Annotated in this window: 15 protein-coding genes; 10 read left to right on the top strand and 5 right to left on the bottom strand. The window is 68.4% G+C overall.

Annotated features, from left to right (window positions below):
- The first annotated feature begins 192 nt into the window (after positions 1-192).
- Together ACSHSS_RS11410 and ACSHSS_RS11415 are read left to right on the top strand one after the other, a co-directional pair.
- A complete protein-coding gene (locus ACSHSS_RS11410; RefSeq protein WP_006401461.1) occupies positions 193-618 on the top strand; it encodes a F0F1 ATP synthase subunit epsilon in 426 nt (141 codons plus the stop codon).
- 241 nt (positions 619-859) lie between these two features.
- Positions 860-2,587, top strand: a complete 1,728-nt coding sequence (locus ACSHSS_RS11415) for an AMP-binding protein (RefSeq protein WP_060110990.1) — start codon at positions 860-862, stop codon at positions 2,585-2,587.
- Positions 2,588-2,999: 412 nt separating this feature from the next.
- On the opposite strand, the gene ACSHSS_RS11420 is transcribed toward ACSHSS_RS11415, so the two are convergent.
- Complete coding sequence (locus ACSHSS_RS11420; RefSeq protein WP_212160845.1) at positions 3,000-3,275, bottom strand: hypothetical protein; 276 nt, start codon at positions 3,273-3,275, stop codon at positions 3,000-3,002.
- Between the two features lie 4 nt (positions 3,276-3,279).
- Positions 3,280-4,056, bottom strand: a complete 777-nt coding sequence (locus ACSHSS_RS11425) for a transporter substrate-binding domain-containing protein (RefSeq protein WP_212160850.1) — start codon at positions 4,054-4,056, stop codon at positions 3,280-3,282.
- A 149-nt stretch (positions 4,057-4,205) separates the two neighbouring features.
- Here ACSHSS_RS11425 and hemE point away from each other — a divergent pair, with 149 nt between their 5' ends.
- The 4 genes from hemE to ACSHSS_RS11445 all read left to right on the top strand — a co-directional run bounded on the left by hemE (position 4,206) and on the right by ACSHSS_RS11445 (position 13,514).
- On the top strand, positions 4,206-5,300 hold the full coding sequence (hemE, locus tag ACSHSS_RS11430; protein WP_012467748.1) for a uroporphyrinogen decarboxylase: 1,095 nt from the start codon (positions 4,206-4,208) through the stop codon (positions 5,298-5,300).
- A 452-nt stretch (positions 5,301-5,752) separates the two neighbouring features.
- Positions 5,753-8,026, top strand: a complete 2,274-nt coding sequence (locus ACSHSS_RS11435; RefSeq protein WP_212160860.1) for a primosomal protein N' — start codon at positions 5,753-5,755, stop codon at positions 8,024-8,026.
- Positions 8,027-8,357: 331 nt separating this feature from the next.
- Complete coding sequence (gene putA / locus ACSHSS_RS11440) at positions 8,358-12,290, top strand: trifunctional transcriptional regulator/proline dehydrogenase/L-glutamate gamma-semialdehyde dehydrogenase (protein ID WP_212160864.1); 3,933 nt, start codon at positions 8,358-8,360, stop codon at positions 12,288-12,290.
- Positions 12,291-12,374: 84 nt separating this feature from the next.
- Positions 12,375-13,514 (top strand): branched-chain amino acid ABC transporter substrate-binding protein, encoded by a 1,140-nt coding sequence (locus tag ACSHSS_RS11445; RefSeq protein ID WP_006401453.1) that lies wholly within the window; start codon positions 12,375-12,377, stop codon positions 13,512-13,514.
- 217 nt (positions 13,515-13,731) lie between these two features.
- Here ACSHSS_RS11445 and ACSHSS_RS11450 read toward each other — a convergent pair whose 3' ends face one another.
- Entirely contained in the window at positions 13,732-15,384 is a 1,653-nt protein-coding gene (locus tag ACSHSS_RS11450; protein WP_060039198.1) for an acyl-CoA dehydrogenase family protein, read from the bottom strand.
- A gap of 89 nt (positions 15,385-15,473) precedes the next feature.
- On the opposite strand from ACSHSS_RS11450, the gene ACSHSS_RS11455 reads away from it, so the two are divergent.
- The 4 genes from ACSHSS_RS11455 (at position 15,474) to ACSHSS_RS11470 (ending at position 19,787) form a co-directional block, all read left to right on the top strand.
- Positions 15,474-16,142, top strand: a complete 669-nt coding sequence (locus tag ACSHSS_RS11455; RefSeq protein ID WP_212160868.1) for a TetR/AcrR family transcriptional regulator — start codon at positions 15,474-15,476, stop codon at positions 16,140-16,142.
- 215 nt (positions 16,143-16,357) lie between these two features.
- Positions 16,358-17,512: a pyridoxal phosphate-dependent aminotransferase gene (locus tag ACSHSS_RS11460; protein ID WP_006401450.1), complete on the top strand. Its 1,155-nt coding sequence runs from the start codon at positions 16,358-16,360 to the stop codon at positions 17,510-17,512.
- Between the two features lie 42 nt (positions 17,513-17,554).
- Complete coding sequence (locus ACSHSS_RS11465; protein WP_059784610.1) at positions 17,555-18,343, top strand: ABC transporter substrate-binding protein; 789 nt, start codon at positions 17,555-17,557, stop codon at positions 18,341-18,343.
- Positions 18,344-18,362: 19 nt separating this feature from the next.
- Positions 18,363-19,787: an FAD-binding oxidoreductase gene (locus ACSHSS_RS11470; protein WP_394853697.1), complete on the top strand. Its 1,425-nt coding sequence runs from the start codon at positions 18,363-18,365 to the stop codon at positions 19,785-19,787.
- Between the two features lie 28 nt (positions 19,788-19,815).
- On the opposite strand, the gene ACSHSS_RS11475 is transcribed toward ACSHSS_RS11470, so the two are convergent.
- The gene (locus ACSHSS_RS11475; protein ID WP_212160876.1) at positions 19,816-20,388 is read right to left on the bottom strand and encodes a PadR family transcriptional regulator; all 573 of its coding nucleotides are present in this window, start codon (positions 20,386-20,388) and stop codon (positions 19,816-19,818) included.
- A 68-nt stretch (positions 20,389-20,456) separates the two neighbouring features.
- The gene (cadR, locus tag ACSHSS_RS11480; RefSeq protein WP_105779327.1) at positions 20,457-20,888 is read right to left on the bottom strand and encodes a Cd(II)/Pb(II)-responsive transcriptional regulator; all 432 of its coding nucleotides are present in this window, start codon (positions 20,886-20,888) and stop codon (positions 20,457-20,459) included.
- Between the last annotated feature and the right edge of the window lie 51 nt (positions 20,889-20,939).

Below are 20,939 nucleotides of genomic sequence, written 5' to 3' on the forward strand. Positions count from 1 at the left end.
TTTATCGCCGTGGCCGGCCGCGCCGATCGCAACACGCTCAACCCGCCGTGCATGAGATTGGAGCGAGGCCGAAGTGCCCGTTCCGGTCGATGGCCGACGGGCCGCATTCCGCGCGCAAGCGCGAACGCAGGCCCGCCGCGGCATCGGTCGGAGGTCGCGCCGAAGCGCTCGCACCGATCGACAGGAGTCGATATGGCAACCATCAAAGTAGACGTCGTCAGCGCGGAAGAGCAGATCTTCTCGGGCGAGGCGAAATTCGTCGCGCTGCCGGGCGAAACGGGTGAGCTGGGTATTCTGCCGGGCCACACGCCGCTGATCACGCGGATTCGTCCGGGTGCGGTGCGCATCGAAGTCGAGGGCGGCAGCGACGAATTCGTGTTCGTCGCCGGCGGCATTCTCGAAGTGCAGCCGGGCGCCGTGACGGTGCTCGCCGATACCGCGATCCGCGGCAAGGACCTCGACGCGGCGAAGGCCGAGGAAGCGCGCAAGCGTGCCGAGGAAACGCTGCAGAACGCGAAGTCGGACCTCGACCTCGCGAAGGCGCAGTCCGAGCTCGCGACCGCGATGGCGCAGCTCGAGGCGATCCAGCGTCTCGCGAAGATCCGCAGCCGGCACTGAGCCTGCCGCGTATCGCGCGAAAAGAGAGCAGCCTTCGGGCTGCTTTTTTTTCGTCTGCGGTTTCGGTCCGCGCGCGCTGCGTTGCGTCCGGTCGTGCTATTTCATCCCGGCGCCGCGATTTGATGTCAGAGTGTCGTCAGCGGAACGCGGCATCATCCGCGTTGCGGCTCGCCGCCGTGCGCCCGGGCGCGCGCAGCCGGCCGGCCCGCGCCGCTCAGACAAAAAACGGACGGAGACACTCATGGCAGCAGACCTTGGCGTACGGGCGCTGATCGCGCCCGAGAACGGACTGTCGTACGTGCGCGGCGCGACCGACGTGCCGCTGTCGGAGGCGACGATCGGCCGCTTCCTGCGCGACACGGCCGAGCGCTTTCCCGAGCGGCCCGCGGTCGTGTTCCGCGAGCAGCAGGTGCGCTGGACCTGGCGCGAATTCGCGGCCGAAATCGACGTGCTTGCCGCGGGCCTCGCGGCGCTCGGCATCGGCAAGGGCGACCGCGTCGGCATCTGGTCGCCGAACCGCAGTGAATGGCTGCTCACGCAGTTCGCGACCGCGCGCATCGGCGCGATCCTCGTGAACATCAATCCCGCATACCGGCTCGCCGAACTCGAATACGCGCTGAACAAGGTCGGCTGCACGGCGGTGATCGCGGCCGAACGCTTCAAGTCGTCCGCGTACGTCGAGATGCTGCAGACGATTGCGCCCGAGCTGGCGAACGCGGCGCCCGGCGAACTGCGCGCGGCGCGCGTGCCGAGCCTGCGCACGGTCGTGTCGATGGGCGACGTCGCGCCGCCCGGCATGTTCCGCTTCGCCGACGTGATCGCGCGCGGGCGCGCCAGCGTCGATTCGGCGGCGCTCGACGCGCTCGGCGCGACGCTCGCAGCGACCGATCCGATCAATATCCAGTTCACGAGCGGCACGACCGGCAGCCCGAAGGGCGCGACGCTCACGCACCGCAACGTCGTCAACAACGCGCGCTTCATCGCGAGGGCGATGCGCTTCAGCGAGCAGGACGCGCTCTGCATTCCGGTGCCGTTGTATCACTGCTTCGGGATGGTGCTCGCGGTGCTCGCGTGCGTGTCGACCGGCGCGGCGATGGTGTTTCCCGGCGAGGCGTTCGACCCCGTCGCGACACTCGCGGCCGTCGCCGAAGAGCGCTGTACCGCGCTGCACGGCGTGCCGACGATGTTCATCGCGGAGCTCGATCATCCCGAGTTCGCGAAGTTCGACCTCTCGACGCTGCGCACCGGCATCATGGCCGGCTCGCCGTGTCCGATCGAGACGATGAAGCGTGTGGTGTCGCAGATGCACTTGTCGGAGATCACGATCGCCTACGGGATGACGGAGACGAGCCCCGTGTCGTTCCAGAGCTCGACCGACGATCCGCTCGAGAAACGCACGACGACGGTCGGACGCGTGCAGCCGCATCTCGAGGTGAAGATCGTCGATCCGGGCGGCGAGATCGTACCGGTCGGCGTGACGGGCGAGCTCTGCACGAAGGGCTACTCGGTGATGCTCGGCTACTGGGACGACGACGCGAAGACGCGCGAAGTGCTGATCGACGGCTGGATGCACACGGGCGATCTCGCGACGCTCGACGCGGAAGGCTATTGCAACATCGTCGGCCGCCTGAAGGACATGGTGATTCGCGGCGGCGAGAACGTGTATCCGCGCGAGATCGAGGAATTCCTGTTCCGGCATCCGAAGATTCAGAGCGCGCAGGTGTTCGGCGTGCCCGATCCGAAGTACGGCGAAGAGCTGTGTGCGTGGATCGTGCTGCGCGCGGACGAGCAGATGACCGAGGACGACGTGCGCGCGTTTTGCCAAGGGCAGATCGCGCACTACAAGATTCCGCGCTATATCCGCTTCGTCGACGAGCTGCCGATGACGGTGACGGGCAAGGTGCAGAAGTTCGTGATGCGCGAACGGATGATCGACGAGCTGAAACTCGACGTGCAGAAGACCGCGTGACGATTCGGCTGAACGGGAGAGACGGGAAACGCGGCGGCCTGCTACGGGCCGTTGCGTTTTCGATGGACGAAAAAAAGCGGGCTTATTAGCCCGCTAAAAACCACACGCTACGGGGTTAGCGCGAGGAGACCAAAGATGAAACCGGATCCGGCGGGGGCCGGAAACGACTCCAACAAGGATGCCCCTCGGAAGGGCTTCGGTACGTAACCGACTGGCTCGCAGCGCTTCGCGTCCGCTCACACTTGGCACACGAGACCGCATCCGTGTTGAAACCGTTGAGGCCATTGTGGGCGAATTGATGGACTGTCGCGGTAACAAAGTGTTTCAGGTTGTAACGCCCGTCAGATAAGGCTTTCCGGGATTATTTGCTGTTTTCGGCGTCCTGAAAAAGGTCATTTTTACCCACCTTTTCTCATGCGTTTTCATCGCGTGCATGCAACGCGATTTTCAGGCGCATGACGCTCGATGAAATGTCGATTTGCACGCCGGAAAATGCGCGCCGTGCAAACCGCGACCATCGCCGATTCATCCGTTGGAAAGATTTTGAAACGTGATCGTCGACGAAAACAGTCGGCCGTTCGGCCGGTTCGACGCGCGGCGATCGGCGAGGCGAGTCCGAACGCGCGCGCGGCGGCCGACGCGCGAAGCGAAGCGCGTGAATCGAAGCGCGCGCATCGCCGTCGATCATGCCGTTACTTGAGCCATTTATCGGAGATCGCCTGGTATTCGCCCGTCGACAGCGCGAGGTGCAGCCACCGATCGACGTACTGCTGGAACACGACGTCGCCGCGCGGCACCATGTACGCCTTCTCGCCGAACTGGAACGGCTTGTCGGGGTGCACCGAGCAGAGCCCCGGATTCAGCTTTTGCTGCAGCAGTGTCTCGGACGCATCCGTCACCATCACGTCGGCCTTGCCCGCGAGGATCTGCTTGAAGATCGTCACGTTGTCGGGGTAGACGGTCAGGTTCGCGTGCGTGAAATACTGCTTCGCGAAACGCTCGTTCGTGCCGCCGGGGTTCACGATCACGCGCGTTTCGGGCCGGTCGATCTGCGCGACCGTCTGATACTTGTCGACGTCGCCGCAGCGCACGATCGGCGTCTTCCCGTCGACGACGTACGGCTGCGTGAAGAACGCGCGCTTCTGCCGCTCGAGCGTCGTCGATACGCCGCCGACCGCGATGTCGCACTTCGCGACGAAGTCGGCGGTCAGGTTCGACCAGCTCGTCTTCACGTAGTCGGGCTTGACGCCGAGCGATTTCGCGAGCGATTCGGCCATGTCGATGTCGATGCCCTCGAAGCGGCCATCCGTGCGGTAGTACGAATACGGCTTGTAGTCGCCGGTCGTGCAGACGCGCAGCGTGCCGCGCGCGAGCACGTCGTCGAGCCGGGAAGCGCCGGCGCCTTCCGCCTGCGCGGCGCCGGCGCAGCACAGCATCGCGGCCGCGGCGATCGTGGCGAGTGTCTTCATCTGTCTCCTCCTGGGTTCGGTTCGATATGAGCGTCCGATCATAACGGAGCCATCGCGCGCGTCATATGGCCGCCATCGCACGGGCACGCGCAGTCCGAGCGCGGCTGTCCGGTAAAATGCCGGTTTGCCTACGCACCGTCGCTCACACCGTGGCCCATACCCTGCTCAACGACACCTTCCTGCGTGCGCTTCTGCGCGAGCCGACCGACTACACGCCGATCTGGCTGATGCGCCAGGCGGGCCGCTATCTGCCGGAATACAACGCGACGCGCGCGCGCGCCGGCAGCTTCCTCGGCCTCGCGAAGAATCCCGATTACGCGACCGAAGTGACGCTGCAGCCGCTCGAGCGCTTTCCGCTCGACGCCGCGATCCTGTTCTCCGACATCCTGACGATTCCCGACGCCATGGGCCTCGGCCTCGACTTCCAGGTCGGCGAAGGGCCGAAGTTCGCGCATCCGGTGCGCACCGAGGCCGACGTCGCGAAGCTCGCGGTGCCCGACATCGGCGCGACGCTCGGCTACGTGACCGATGCGGTACGCGAGATCCGGCGCGCGCTCACCGACGGTCAGGGCCGCCAGCGCGTGCCGCTGATCGGCTTCTCCGGCAGTCCGTGGACGCTCGCGTGCTACATGGTCGAGGGCGGCGGCTCGGACGATTTCCGCACCGTGAAGTCGATGGCGTATGCACGTCCCGACCTGATGCACCGGATTCTCGACGTGAACGCGCAGGCCGTGGCCGCGTATCTGAACGCGCAGATCGAGGCGGGCGCGCAGGCGGTGATGATTTTCGACACGTGGGGCGGCGCGCTCGCCGACGGCGCGTACCAGCGCTATTCGCTCGACTACATTCGGCGCGTCGTCGCGCAGCTCAAGCGCGAGCATGACGGCCAGCGCGTGCCGGTCATCACGTTCACGAAGGGCGGCGGGCTGTGGCTCGAGGAAATCGCGGCGACCGGCGTCGACGCGGTCGGGCTCGACTGGACGGTCAACGTCGGCGCCGCGCGCGAGCGTGTCGGCGGCCGCGTCGCGCTGCAGGGCAACCTCGATCCGACGATCCTGTTTGCGCCGCCGGCCGTCGTGCGCGAGCAGGCGCGTGCGGTGCTCGACAGCTACGGCAACCATCCTGGCCACGTGTTCAACCTCGGCCACGGCATCTCGCAGTTCACGCCGCCCGAGCACGTCGCCGAACTCGTCGACGAAGTGCATCGCCACAGCCGCGCGATCCGTAGCGGAGCCGCGCGCTGAACGCAAGCGCCGTCATGCTGCAGTGCGGCGTGACGGCGTTGCGCGGCCGGCGCTAAACAGGGCGCAACCCCGCACCGGCTGCCGATTCGATGCTTGTCAAGACTTGACTTATACACATTTTCCTCGTTGCACCGCGGTAGAGTCCGATGTCGGTCCATCCGTCCCGCTATGATTCGGGAATTTGAATAGCAGCCTTGTGGGATAAGGCTTCGCGGGGGCCGCCGAAGGCGGGGGCGACGCAGCGGCAAGCGCGACACGGCGCGCGGCGCGCGTAAAGGACCGCAAGTTCTCAACAAAGTTATCCACAGGCTGTGGCAGGGTATACGGCGATTCCTAATGAGAATCCAAAACTTAGCGCCGAATCTGAAGTTTTACTTTAAGTTCGCAGACGCGATGCGGACGCGCGCCTATACCGTCTGTGCCACCGCCGCAGCGGCCGCCGGAGCGCCGCGATGAGCGGCACGTATCTGCGCGTCGCGCTCGACCACCCGCTCGCGACGCTGTTCGACTACCGATGCGACGTCGACCCGCCGCCGGGCCCCGGCACGCTCGTGCAGGTGCCGTTCGGCAAGCGCCGCGCGGTGGGCCTCGTCTGCGAAGTGACGACTCACACCGACGTGCCGCCGTCGCGGCTGCGCGCGATCGACGCGGTCTGCACCGAGCTGCCGCCGCTGTCGGCCGACTGGCTCGCGCTCGTGTCGTTCGCAGCCGACTACTATCAGCGCGGCCGCGGCGAAGTCGCGCTGCCGGCGCTGCCGCAGGCGCTGCGCGACGCGGAGCGCTGGGGGCGGCTGCTCGCGCCCGAAGTGCGATACCGGCTCACCGACGCCGGCCGCGCGGCACTGCCCGACGCATTGCAGGCGCGCGCCGCGGCGTTGCGGCGGCTCGCGCAGGCGCTCGCCGACGCGGACGCGCTCACGCTGCCCGACGCGCGCGCGCTGCATCCGAAGGCAGCCGCGACGCTCGACGACTGGGCGGCGCGCGGCTGGGTCGATGTGCAGGAGATCGGCTGGTCGGACGCGGCTGTGGGCAATCCTGTGCCCAACGGTGTGGATAACCTGTCGACAAGCGGTGGAAGAACTGTGCCGCCGGCGCTGACCGACCAACAGGCGGAAGCGCTCGACGCGATCCGCGCGGCGCGGGGTTTCGCGCCGTTCCTGCTGCACGGCGTGACCGGCAGCGGCAAGACCGAGGTCTATCTGCACGCGCTCGCGTCGCTGCTCGACACGCGCCCCGATGCGCAGGCGCTCGTGCTCGTCCCCGAAATCAACCTCACCCCGCAGTTCGAGGCCGCGTTCCGCGCACGCTTCGCGGGCACGCTCGCGGACGACGCGATCGTCACGCTCCACAGCGGCCTGGCGGAAGGCGAACGCGCGCGCAACTGGCTCGCCGCGCACACGGGCCGCGCGCGGATCGTGCTCGGCACGCGGCTCGCGGTGCTCGCGTCGCTGCCGACGCTCGCGCTGATCGTCGTCGACGAGGAACACGAACCGGCGTACAAGCAGCAGGAAGGGTTGCGCTATTCGGCGCGCGATCTCGCGGTCTGGCGCGCGAAGCACCTCGACATTCCGGTCGTGCTCGGCTCCGCGACGCCTTCGCTCGAGAGCTGGTGGCAGGCCGAGCAGGGACGCTACACGCGGCTCACGCTGTCGCGTCGCGCGGTGGCCGACGCGGTGCTGCCGACGGTGCGGCTGATCGACCTCGAAGAGGAGCGGCGGCGCGGGCGCGCATCGACGGGCGGGCTGTCTGGGCCGCTGATCGCCGCGCTGAAGACGCGGCTCGAGCGCGGCGAGCAAAGCCTCGTGTTCCTGAACCGGCGCGGCTACGCGCCGCAGCTCGCCTGCGACGCGTGCGGCTGGGTCGCAGGATGTCCGCGCTGCAGCGCCTATGTCGTGCTGCACAAACCCGAGCATGCGCTGCGCTGCCATCACTGCGGCTGGGAAGCGCGCATTCCGCGCTCGTGCCCCGAATGCGGCAACGTCGACATCGCGCCGCTCGGACGCGGCACGCAGCGTATCGAGGAGACGCTCGCCGAAGCCGTGCCGGGCGCGCGCGTGCTGCGCATCGACGCGGACAGCACACGCCGCAAGGGCAGCGCCCAGGCGCTGTTTTCCGACGTGCACGCGGGCGAAGTCGACATCCTGGTCGGCACGCAGATGATCGCGAAGGGGCACGACTTCCAGCGCGTGTCGCTCGTCGGCGTGCTCAACGCCGATACCGCACTGTTCTCGCACGACTTCCGCGCGAGCGAGCGGCTGTTCGCGCAGCTGATGCAGGTCAGCGGCCGCGCGGGGCGCGCGGGGCTGCCGGGCGAGGTGCTCGTGCAGACGCGCTATCCGCGTCACGCGCTCTATCACGCGCTCGCGCGGCAGGATTACGTCGGCTTCGCGAATTCGACGCTCGGCGAGCGTCGCGACGCGCATCTGCCGCCGTTCGTCTATCAGGCGCTGCTGCGCGCGGAAGCGCGCACGCTCGATGCCGCGCTCGCGTTTCTGCAGCAGGCCGCGGCCGCGCTGCCGGGGCTGCCGGGCGCCGATCGCGTAACCGTCTACGATGCGGTGCCGATGACGATCGTGAAGGTCGCGAACGTCCATCGTGCGCAACTGCTGCTCGAAAGCGCGTCGCGTGCGGCGCTCCAGCATGCGCTGCGCGCATGGCAGCCGGAACTGCGCGCGCTGAAGGGCGTGCTACGGTGGAGCGTCGAGGTCGATCCGCTCGACATCTGACGCGCCGCAGCGGCGCGCGCTTGCTGCCGGCGCCGCTTCTTCCTCACACGGGCCGCGGCCACGCGGCCATCCCAGTGCAACCCGTTTTCGTCGCCCGTCCATGCACGCCGGACGGCGCGGCGGCGCGCGAATGCGCCCGATCAGGGAAAACACCGATCCGCCGACCACGGGCAACCCCTAGGTTGCGACCGGATAAGTGTCTGATTATATTGATCAAATCGATGGTGCAACCCGTCTTGAAATTCGGTTGCACCTTTTTATTGCGTGCCGTAGGATTTCGCGCATCCTCTCACACCACATTGCCGGCCTTGCGCCGGCGCATGAACCCACCATGGCAAGCACGACCCTCGGCGTCAAAGTCGACGACCTTCTCCGCTCACGTCTGAAAGATGCGGCCACGCGTCTCGAACGCACGCCTCACTGGCTCATCAAGCAGGCGATCTTCGCGTATCTGGAGCGGATCGAGCACGGCCAGCTGCCGCCCGAGCTGTCGGGCCACAGCGGCGTCGCGGATCTTGCCGACGGCCACGCGACGGACGGCGAGGACGACAACTCGCCGCACCCGTTCCTCGAGTTCGCGCAGAACGTGCAGCCGCAGTCGGTGCTGCGCGCGGCGATCACGGCCGCGTATCGCCGGCCCGAGCCGGAGTGCGTGCCGTTCCTGATCGGCCAGGCGCGTCTGCCCGCGAATCTGCAGGCCGACGTGCAGTCGCTCGCGACCCGGCTCGTCGAGGCGCTGCGCGAGAAGAGCTCGGGCGGCGGCGTCGAAGGGCTGATCCACGAGTTCTCGCTGTCGAGCCAGGAAGGCGTCGCGCTGATGTGCCTCGCCGAAGCGCTGCTGCGCATTCCCGATCGCGCGACGCGCGACGCGCTGATCCGCGACAAGATCAGCAAGGGCGACTGGCGCTCGCACGTCGGCCATGCGCCGTCGCTGTTCGTGAACGCGGCGACGTGGGGGCTGATGATCACCGGCAAGCTCGTGACGACGAACAGCGAAGCGGGGCTGTCGTCCGCGCTCACGCGCCTGATCGGCCGCGGCGGCGAGCCGCTGATCCGCAAGGGCGTCGACATGGCGATGCGCCTGATGGGCGAGCAGTTCGTCACCGGCGAGACGATTTCCGAGGCGCTCGCGAACAGCCGCAAGTACGAAGCGCGCGGCTTTCGCTACTCATACGACATGCTCGGCGAAGCGGCGACGACCGAAGAGGATGCGCAGCGCTACTACGCGTCGTACGAGCAGGCGATCCACGCGATCGGCAAGGCGGCCGGCGGCCGCGGCATCTACGAAGGGCCGGGCATCTCGATCAAGCTGTCCGCGCTGCATCCGCGCTATTCGCGTTCGCAGCAGGAACGCACGATGACCGAGCTGCTGCCGCGCGTGCGCGCACTGGCGCTGCTCGCGCGCCGCTACGACATCGGCCTGAACATCGACGCGGAAGAGGCCGATCGCCTCGAACTGTCGCTCGATCTGCTCGAGGCGCTGTGCTTCGATCCCGATCTCGCGGGCTGGAACGGAATCGGTTTCGTCGTGCAGGGCTACCAGAAGCGCTGCCCGTTCGTGATCGACTATCTGATCGACCTCGCGCGCCGCAGCCGCCATCGTCTGATGATCCGCCTCGTGAAGGGCGCGTACTGGGATACCGAAATCAAGCGCGCGCAGGTCGACGGCCTCGAAGGCTATCCGGTCTACACGCGCAAGATCTACACGGACGTGTCGTATCTCGCATGCGCGAAGAAGCTGCTCGCGGCGCCCGATGCCGTGTACCCGCAGTTCGCGACGCACAACGCGTACACGCTCGCCGCGATCTATCACCTGGCCGGTCAGAACTACTACCCGGGCCAGTACGAATTCCAGTGCCTGCACGGCATGGGCGAGCCGCTGTACGAGGAAGTCACGGGCCGCGACAAGCTGAACCGTCCGTGCCGCGTGTACGCGCCGGTCGGCACGCACGAGACGCTGCTCGCCTACCTCGTGCGCCGTCTGCTCGAAAACGGCGCGAACACGTCGTTCGTGAACCGCATCGCCGACAAATCGGTCTCGGTGAAGGAACTGGTCGCCGATCCGGTCGACGAGGCATCGAAGGTCGTGCCGCTCGGCGCGCCGCATCCGAAGATTCCGCTGCCGCGCAACCTGTACGGCGACGAGCGTCCCAACTCGATGGGCCTCGACCTGTCGAACGAGCATCGTCTCGCGTCGCTGTCGTCCGCGCTGCTCGCAAGCGCGCATCATCCGTGGCGCGCAGCGCCGATGCTCGCCGACGACGCGCTCGCCGACGCGCCGGCGCGCGACGTACGCAATCCGGCCGACCAGCGCGACATCGTCGGCACGGTCAGCGAAGCGACGGCCGAGCATGTGAGCGCGGCGCTCGCGCATGCGGTCACGGCCGCGCCGATCTGGCAGGCGACGCCGGTCGATGCACGCGCCGACTGCCTCGTGCGCGCGGCCGATCTGCTCGAAGCGCAGATGCACACGCTGATGGGCCTGATCGTGCGCGAAGCCGGCAAGTCGCTGCCGAACGCGATCGCGGAAATCCGCGAAGCGGTCGACTTCCTGCGCTACTACGCGGCGCAGATCCGCGGCGAATTCTCGAACGATACGCATCGTCCGCTCGGCCCGGTCGTCTGCATCAGCCCGTGGAACTTCCCGCTCGCGATCTTCATGGGCCAGGTCGCCGCCGCGCTCGCGGCCGGCAACACGGTGCTCGCGAAGCCCGCGGAGCAGACGCCGCTGATCGCGGCGCAGGCCGTGCGCCTGCTGCGCGAGGCCGGCGTGCCGGCCGGCGCGGTGCAGCTGCTGCCGGGCGACGGCGAGACGGTCGGCGCCGCGCTCGTCGCCGATCCGCGCACGCGCGCGGTGATGTTCACGGGTTCGACCGAGGTCGCGCGCCTGATCAACAAGACGCTGTCCACGCGCCTCGATCCGGACGGCAAGCCGATTCCGCTGATCGCCGAGACGGGCGGCCAGAACGCGATGATCGTCGACTCGTCGGCGCTCGCGGAACAGGTCGTCGCGGACGTGATGCAGTCGTCGTTCGACTCGGCCGGTCAACGCTGTTCGGCGCTGCGCGTTCTGTGTCTGCAGGACGACGTCGCCGACCGCACGCTGACGATGCTCAAGGGCGCGATGCAGGAACTGTCGCTCGGCAACCCGGACCGTCTGTCGACCGACGTCGGCCCGGTGATCGACGCGGACGCGAAGCGCACGATCGACGCGCATATCGCGACGATGAAGGACAAGGGTCATGCGGTCACGCAGCTCGCGATGCCGGACGCGTGCGCGCACGGCACGTTCGTGCCGCCGACGCTGATCGAGATCGGCAGCATCGACGAACTGAAGCGCGAAGTGTTCGGCCCCGTGCTGCACGTCGTGCGCTATCGCCGCAGCCAGCTCGACAAGCTGCTCGAGCAGATCCGCGCGACGGGCTACGGCCTCACGCTCGGCATCCATACGCGGATCGACGAGACGATCGCGCACGTGATCTCGCGCGCGCACGTCGGCAACATCTACGTGAACCGCAACGTGATCGGCGCGGTGGTCGGCGTGCAGCCGTTCGGCGGCGAAGGGCTGTCCGGTACCGGGCCGAAGGCCGGCGGCGCGCTGTATCTGCAGCGTCTGCTCGCGACGCGTCCGTCGGGCCTGCCGCGTTCGCTCGCGCAGTCGCTCGTCGCGGACGGCGCGGCCGAAGGCGGCGAGCGTGCGCACCCGGCGGCGGCGCTCACGGCGCTGCGCGACTGGCTGATCGAGCAACACGAGCCGGCGCTGGCCGCACGCTGCGACGGCTACCTCGCCCAGGTGCCGGCCGGCGCGACCGCCGTGCTGACGGGGCCGACGGGCGAGCGAAACACGTATACACTCGGCCCGCGCGGCACGGTGCTGTGCGTCGCGGCGACGCCGTCCGGCGCACGTGCGCAGCTCGCGGCGGTGCTCGCGACCGGCAATCGGGCGCTGTTCTCGGGCGCGGCCGGCGAGGCGCTGGTCGCCGCGCTGCCCGCCTCGCTGAAGGCGCATGCGACGGTGCGCAAGCAGGCCGACGCGGCGTTCGACGCGGTGCTGTTCGAAGGCGACAGCGACGAACTGCTGACGCTCGTGAAGGAAGTCGCGCAGCGGCCGGGCCCGATCGTGTCGGTGCAGGGCGTGTCCGCGGGCGCGTTCGAGCACGGCGACGCGGAGGACTACGCGCTCGAGCGGCTGCTGACCGAGCGCTCGGTCAGCGTGAATACGGCCGCGGCGGGCGGCAATGCGAATTTGATGACGATCGGCTGACCATCCTTGCCGCTCGGCTCAAACAATGGAAGCGGCAAGGCGATCCCGAAGCCGCTCCACTTACCCTGGTACCTAGGAGATGCTATGCAACACACGATGAAAAAGCTGGCAGGCGCGACGTTCGTCGCTGTCATGTCGCTGGCGGGGACGGCTCACGCGGACGACGTGAAAATCGGTTACGCAGGGCCGATGACGGGCGCGCAGGCGCACTACGGCAAGGATATGCAGAACGGGATCGTGCTCGCGCTGGAGGATTTCAACGCGACGAACCCGAAGATCGGCGGCAAGCCGGTCAAGTTCGTGCTCGAAACGGCGGACGACCAGGCTGACCCGCGCACCGGCACGACGGTCGCGCAGAAGCTCGTCGACGACGGCATCAAGGGCATGCTCGGCCACTTCAACTCGGGTACGACGATCCCGGCTTCGCGCATCTACGCGAACGCGGGCATTCCGGAAATCGCGATGGCGACGGCGCCGGAATACACGCAGCAGGGCTACAAGACGACGTTCCGGATGATGACGTCCGACACGCAGCAGGGTTCGGTGGCGGGCACGTTCGCGTCGAAGGATCTCGGCATGAAGCGCATCGCGATCGTCGACGACCGCACCGCGTACGGCCAGGGTCTCGCCGACCAGTTCGAGAAGGCCGCCAAGGCCGGCGGCGCGACGATCGTCGACCGCGAGTTCACGAACGACAAGGCCGTCGACTTCAAGGCGATCCTGACCAAGCTGAAGGCCGCGAAGCCGGACCTGATCTACTACGGCGGCGCGGATTCGCAGGCAGCGCCGATGGTCAAGCAGATGAAGGCGCTCGGCATCACGGCGCCGCTGATGAGCGGCGAAATGGTGAAGACGCCGACGTTCCTGAAGATCGCGGGCAACGCGGCCGAAGGCACGATTGCGTCGCTGGCCGGTCTGCCGCTCGACGAGATGCCCGGCGGCAAGACGTACGCGGAGAAGTACAAGAAGCGCTTCGGCGAAGACGTGCAGACCTACTCGCCGTACTCGTACGACGGCGCGATGGCGATGCTGAACGCGATGAAGAAGGCCGATTCGACGGATCCGGCGAAGTACCTGCCGGTGCTCGCGAAGACCGACATGGCCGGCGTCACGTCGACGCACGTCGCGTACGACGCGAAGGGCGACCTGAAGAACGGCGGCATCACGATGTACAAGGTCGAGAAGGGCGAGTGGAAGCCGCTGAAGAGCATCGGCGGCAAGTAAGCCGCACGGTGTAGCTGCAGCAGCATGACGGCCGGGCCGCGGGATCGCGCGGCGCCGGTCCGGCATTCGGAACCCGTCGCGAGCGCTCGACGCTCGCGGCGGGTTTTGTTTTTCGGCGGCCGGGCGATGCGGCAGCGATTTGACTTCGTCGAGCGCCGCATCGCTGCATCGACCGGTACCGGTTACACGCGCGCGAATTCGCGAATCACGCGCACCGTCACTGCGGATACGCGCGCTCGAGCAACGCGCCGACGTCGATCGCATGCGGGTCGAACGCGCCGGCCACGCGACCCCACGACGCTTCGCCGAGCCGCGTCGCGATGAACGCATCGGACACGGCCGCCGGCGCATCGCGTCGCAGCAGGCAGGCCTGGGCCGCCAGCGCGAGCCGCTGGGCGAACAGGCGCGCCGACGCCTCCAGCGTGTCGGCCGGCGCGGCCAGCATCGCGCGCAGCGCGTCGAGCGCCGCGCGGATGCGCGGTTCGCCGGCGCCGAGTTCGCTCAGTTCGGCGAACAGCGCGGCAGCCGAATCGGGCTCGCGCGATACCGCGCGCAGCACGTCGAGGCACATCACGTTGCCCGAGCCTTCCCAGATCGAATTGACGGGCGCCTCGCGGAACAGCCGCGCGATCGGGCCGTCGTCGACGTAACCGTTGCCGCCGAACACTTCCATGACCTCGCCGGTCAGCTCGACCGCACGCTTGCAGACCCAGAACTTCGCGGCCGGCGTGACGATCCGCTTCCATGCGCGCTCGCGCGGCGAGTCGTCGTGCTCGAACGCATCGGCGAGCCGCATCGCGAGCACGAGCGCGGCTTCGCTTTCGAGCGCGAGATCGGCGAGCACCGTGCGCATCAGCGGCTGCTCGGCGAGTGCGCGGCCGAACGCGTGGCGCTGGCGCGTGTACGCGATCGCCTGCACGACGCCCTGACGCAGCATCGCCGCGCTGCCGAGCACGCAGTTGAGCCGCGTGTAGGTCGCCATGTCGATGATGGTCGGGATCCCGCGCCCTTCGTCGCCGAGCATGATGCCCCACGCGTCGTCGAGCTCGATCTCGCTGCTCGAATTGCTGCGGTTGCCGACCTTGTTCTTCAGACGCTGGATCTCGACCGCGTTCTTCGTGCCGTCCGGCCGCCAGCGCGGCACGTAGAAGCACGACGGGCTGCCGGCCTCGGTGCGCGCGACGACGAGGTGCGCGTCGCACATCGGCGCCGAGAAGAACCACTTGTGGCCGCGCAGCCGGTATTCGCCGCCGCGTCCGCCCGCGCCGACCGGCGTCGCGAGCGTCGTGTTCGCGCGCACGTCGGAGCCGCCCTGTTTCTCGGTCATCCCCATGCCGAACCAGATCGAGCGCTTGTCGGCGATCGGCACGTCGCGCGCATCGTAGTCGTCGCTGTACAGCTTGTCGCGCAGCGCTTCCCAGAGCGCGGGTTCCTTCTGCAGCACCGGAATCGCGGCCTGCGTCATCGTCGCCGGGCACAGCGTGCCGGCCTCGATCTGCCCGTGCAGATAGAAGCCGGCGGCGGTCGCGGCCCAGCGGCCGCGCCGCGTGTCGCGAAACGCGAGCGACACGAAGCCTTCGTTCCGGTACAGGCCGAGCAGCGCGTGCCACGCCGGATGGAACTCGACGCGGTCGATCCGGCGGCCGCGCCGGTCGAACACGTTCAGTTCCGGCGTATGGCGATTCGCTTCGTCGGCGAGCCGCGCGGTATCGGCGCTGCCGAGCCGCGCGCCGTAGGCGTCGAGCTGCGGCACGGCCCAGTCCGCGCCGGCGCGCGCGAGCGCGTCGCGCAGCGCGATGTCGGTCGCGAACGGGTTATAGTCGACCAGTTCGTCGAACTGGTTCGTGACGACGTGGGTCGGTTCGCTCATCGAATGTCTCCTGTCGGCGCGGCCGCGCGTTCGGCCCGCGTGGGGCCGCGCGACGCAGCGCGTTCGTCTCGAATTCGAGGGTAGCAAATATGCCGCCGCGACATGTTCAGGTTCCCGCGCCGTCCGGCTCGCCCGCGGCGCCATCCGCGCCGGTGCTGCGCCGCCGGCCGCGGCAGCCGCGTGCACGCGCGAGTTCGGACGCGCTGCAGCAGGCGTTCGTTCAGCTTTTGCGCGAGCACGGCTACGCGAAGACGACGATCCGCGAGATCGCGGCGGTGGCCGGCGTCAGCGTCGGCACGTTCTACGAATACTTCGGCGACAAGCAGAGCCTCGCGGCCTTCTGCATCCACCGTCACGTGCTTGCGCTGGCCCAGCGGCTGCGCGAGGCGGCGCACGCGCTGCGCGGCGAGTCGCGCGCCGCGCTGGGCGCCGCCTTCGTCGATCTGCAGGTCGATGCGGTTGCCGGCGACGCCGCGCTGTGGAGCCTGCTGTTCGCGCTCGAACGGCAGGTGTCGTCGCTGACTGCGTATCGCCGGCATTACGACGCGTATGTCGCGCTGTGGCGCGACGCGCTCGCGGGCACGGCCGACCCGCCGCCGGCCGCACGTCTCGATGCCGTGGCGCGCATGGCCCATTCGATCTGCTACGGCGGCATCTCGCAGGCGCTGCTGACGCTCGGTCCAGCGTGGGACGTCGCCGCGTTGCGCGGCGAGCTGCACGCGGCGCTGCGCGCGTATCTGGCCGTGCTGCCCGCCTGAGCGCGCCGGCCGCAGTCGGATGCCTGCCGCGCATACCGGCGGCACCGGTGTGCTCGGCTGCCGAACCGTTTCTTCCGTTCGCCATGAGCAAAACGCATGGCCGCCATGACGAACTTTCGGTTGTCCGCCGATATTGGCTCGGGCTAAATCATGCGGAACGCGCCGGCCGCGCGAGCGTGCGGCCGGCCCGACAGACACCGGAAGGAGGAGGAGACATGCGAAGCGCCACTGCGCCCCGTTCGAAACTGCCCGACGTCGGCACGACGATCTTTACCGTGATCGGCCAGCTCGCCGCGCAGCACGACGCGCTGAACCTGTCGCAGGGCGCGCCGAATTTCGCGCCGGATCCGGCGCTCGTCGAGGGCGTCGCGCGCGCGATGCGCGACGGCCACAACCAGTACGCGCCGATGGCCGGTGTCGCGGCGCTGCGCGAGCGGCTCGCGGAGAAGACCGAGACGCTGTACGGCACCCGTTACGATCCGGCGACCGAGATCACCGTCATCGCGAGCGCGAGCGAAGGGCTCTATGCGGCGATCAGCGCGCTCGTGCATCCGGGCGACGAGGTCATCTATTTCGAGCCGTCGTTCGACAGCTACGCGCCGATCGTGCGCATGCAGGGCGCGACGCCGGTCGCGATCAAGCTGTCGCCCGAGGATTTCCGCGTGAACTGGGACGAGGTCGCGGCCGCGATCACGCCGCGCACGCGCATGATCATCGTCAACACGCCGCACAACCCGACCGCGACCGTGCTGTCGGGCGACGATCTCGCGCGGCTCGCGCAGCTCACGCGCGGCACCGACATCGTGATCCTGTCCGACGAGGTGTACGAGCACGTCGTGTTCGACGGCGCGCTGCATCAGAGCATGGCGCGGCACCGCGAGCTGGCCGAGCGCAGCGTGATCGTGTCGTCGTTCGGCAAGTCGTTCCATGTGACGGGCTGGCGCGTCGGCTACTGTCTCGCGCCGGCCGCGCTGATGGACGAGATCCGCAAGGTGCATCAGTTCATGGTGTTCTCGGCCGACACGCCGATGCAGATCGCGTTCGCCGACATCCTCGCGCGCCCGGACAGCTACCTCGGGCTGTCGGCGTTCTATCAGGCCAAGCGCGACCTGCTCGCGCGCGAGCTCGCCGGTTCACGGTTCGAGCTGCTGCCGAGCGCGGGCTCGTTCTTCATGCTCGCGCGGTTCCGGCATTTCTCGGACGAGCGCGACAGCGATTTCGTGCTGCGGCTGATTCGCGATGCGCGCGTCGCGACGATTCCGCTGTCGGCGTTCTATACCGACGGCACCGATGCGGGCCTGATCCGGCTCAGTTTCTCGAAGGACGACGCGACGCTGATCGAAGGCGCGCGGCGCTTGCGTTCGCTGTAGGCGCGGCGCCCCCGCCGCTGCAATCGACAACAGGAGATCACGATGAAACCCACGCACTCCCTGAAACTGGCGATCGCGCTCGCATGCGCGCTCGGTTCCGCCGCGGCCGTCGCCGACGCGCAGACGCTGCGCTTCGGCCTCGAGGCGCAATATCCGCCGTTCGAATCGAAAGCGCCGAACGGCGAACTGCAGGGCTTCGACATCGACGTCGGCAATGCGGTGTGCGAAACCGCGAAGCTGACGTGCAAATGGGTCGAGACCTCGTTCGACGGGCTGATTCCGGCGCTGAAGGGCCGCAAGTTCGACGCGATCAACTCGGCGATGAACGCGACCGAGCAGCGCCGTCAGGCGATCGACTTCACGACGATCATCTACCGCGTGCCGACGCAGCTGATCGCGCGCACCGGCAGCGGGCTGCTGCCGACGCCCGAATCGCTGAAGGGCAAGCGCGTCGGCGTGCTGCAGGCGTCGATTCAGGAAACCTATGCGAAGGCGCACTGGGAGCCGGCCGGCGTCGCGATCGTCGCGTATCAGGATCAGAACCAGGCCTATGCCGATCTCGTCGCGGGCCGCCTCGATGCGACGCTCGTGCTCGCGCCGGCCGGCCAGCGCGGCTTCCTGTCGCGTCCGGACGGCAAGGGCTTCTCGTTCGTCGGCCAGCCGGTGCGCGACGACCGGATCCTCGGCAGCGGCATCGCGTTCGGCTTGCGCAAGGGCGACGACGCGCTGAAGGCGAAGCTCGACGCGGCGATCGACAAGCTGAAGGCGGACGGCACCGTGAAGTCGCTCGGCCGCAAGTACTTCGGCGACATCGACATCTCGGCGAAGTAAGCGGGACCGCACGATGCCGATGCCGGATACGGCCGCCGCGTGCGGCACGTCACGCGAGGCGCGGTTGTCGGATGCCGCGCTCGAAGCGGCGCTCGTCGCCGAGCTCGGCGACGCATGCGTGACGCGCGCGGCCGACATCGAGCCGCGCTACTTCACCGCGTACAACGAGCGGCCCGGTGTGCGGCCGCGTGCGCTGGTGCGCCCGCGCAGCGTCGACGAGGTGTCGCGCGCGCTGGCGCTCTGTGCGCGGCTTGCGCAGCCCGTCGTGCCGCAAGGCGGGCTGACCGGCCTCGCGCGCGGCGCGGTCGCGCTCGGCGGCGAAGTCGTGCTGTCGATGGAGCGCTTTGCGGGTATCGACGCGCTCGACGCGGCGGCGGGCACGCTCACCGTGCGCGCCGGCACGCCGCTGCAGGTCGTGCAGGAAGCGGCCGATGCGGCCGGCTTCACGTTGGGCGTCGATCTCGGCGCACGCGGCTCGTGCCAGATCGGCGGGATGCTCGCGACGAATGCGGGCGGCACGCGCGCGATCCGCTACGGCACGATGCGCGAGCAGGTGCTCGGGCTCGAAGCGGTGCTCGCGGACGGCACGGTCGTCTCGTCGATGAACCGGATGCTGAAGAACAATGCGGGCTACGACCTCAAGCAGCTGTTCATCGGCAGCGAGGGCACGCTCGGCGTCGTCACGCGTGCGGTGCTGCGGCTGCATCCGCAGCTCGCCGCGCCGGCCACGGCGCTGTGCCGCGTGCGCGATTACGAGGCCGTCGTCGCGCTGTGGAACCGGATGCGCACGTTGCCGGAACTCGTCAGCTTCGAAGCGATGTGGCCGGCCTTCTACGACTACGTGGCGCGTCATACGCCGGGTGTCGCGGCACCGTTCGCGGCCGACGGCGGCTTTGCAGTGTTGATCGAATGCGCGACGAGTGCGCCGGGGCGCGACGCGCGCGCGGCGCTCGAAACGGCGCTTGCCGACGCGATCGACGCCGGGCTTGCCGACGATGCGGTGCTCGCGACGTCGGAGCGGCAGGCGCGCGATCTGTGGACGCTGCGCGAGGGGCTCGCCATCGATGCGCTGCCGAATCTCGTGAATTTCGACGTCAGTCTGCCGACGGGAGACCTCGGCGCATTCGCCGCACGTTGCGACGCGGCGCTGCGTGCGCGCTGGCCCGATATCGTGTGTCTGTTCTTCGGCCATGTCGGCGACGGCAACGTGCATATCGGCGTGTCGCGCGCCGCGACGACCGACGCGGACGCCGACGAGATCGATCGCCGCGTCTACGCGATCGTGCGCGAGATGGGCGGCTCGGTCTCGGCCGAACACGGAATCGGTGTGCTGAAGCGCGACTATCTCGCGCACACGCGCAGCGATGCGGAAATCGCGCTGATGCGCACGTTGAAGGCCGCGCTCGACCCCGGCGGCATCCTGAATCCCGGCAAGGTGCTGTGAGCGGCGGCGGCCGCGCGCGCGGCGCGCGTCAGGCGTCGACCCAGCGCAGCGCGCCGATCTTCAGATGCTCGACGACGCTGCGTGTCCAGTCGAGCTCGGCATCGAGCAGCACGAGCGCGTGCTCGTTGTGCAGCAGGAACAGGCGCGGAACCTGATCGGCCTGCGCGGCGTGGCGCAGCGTTTCGACGCGCGCGCGCTCGGCTTCGAGCGCGGCGATGCGGCGCTCGAGCTGCTGGCGCGCATCGTCGGCGTCGAGCAGCGGCAGGAACGCGAGACCCGCGCCGAACGCCGGAAATTCGCGCACCGGCTCCGCGAGCAGCGCGTACAGCCAGGCCTGCCCGGCCGTGTGCCCGGCTTCGGTCAGCGTGTAGAGCGTGCGCTCCGGAAACGCCCCGTCGCGCTCGGTGTCGTGCACGACGATGAGCCCGTCGCGCAGCAGCCGCTCGATCGTCTGGTAGAGGCTCGTGCGCTGCCGCACGTTGACGACTTCGTCGTAGCCGCGCGCTTTCAGCTGCTGGAGCATCCCGTACGGATGCATCGGTGCTTCGGTCAACATCGCGAGGACTGCGAGCGCGAGCGGGGACGGGCGGGCAGCGGGCATGAATAGTCTTGATATATCTAGTCAAATTATGACTAGTATCGGATCGACTATATTGTTTGACAAGGGTTTCAGCCGAGATGCGTGCGCTTCGCGGCCGGCGCGACGGTTTCCATCGTCGCGAGCCCGTGCACGATGCCGCAGTCTTCCACCGAATGCTCGCCGACGCATTGCCGCCGCAGTTCGGTGAGCTGATCGCGCAGATGCGTGAGTTCCGCGAGGCGCGCATCGACGTGTCCGATGTGTTCGTCGAGCAGCGCATTGATCGAGTCGCAGCGGTCGCTCGGCGTGTCGGTGAGGCGCAGCAGCGCGCGGATTTCGTCGTGCGCCATGTCGAGCGCGCGGCAGTTGCGGATGAAGCGCAGCCGCTCGAGGTGCACGTCGGTGTAGTTGCGATAGTTCGAGTCGGTACGCTGCGCATCCGGCATCAGACCCTCCTTCTCGTAGAAGCGGATCGTCTCCGGCGTGCAGCGGGCCGCTTTGGCCAGTTCGCCGATCTTCATGTCGCTCTCCCGGTCAACGGTTGACCTTGTAGTGGCTACAGGGTGTTAACT

The organism is Burkholderia sp. BC1 (assembly GCF_052683555.1).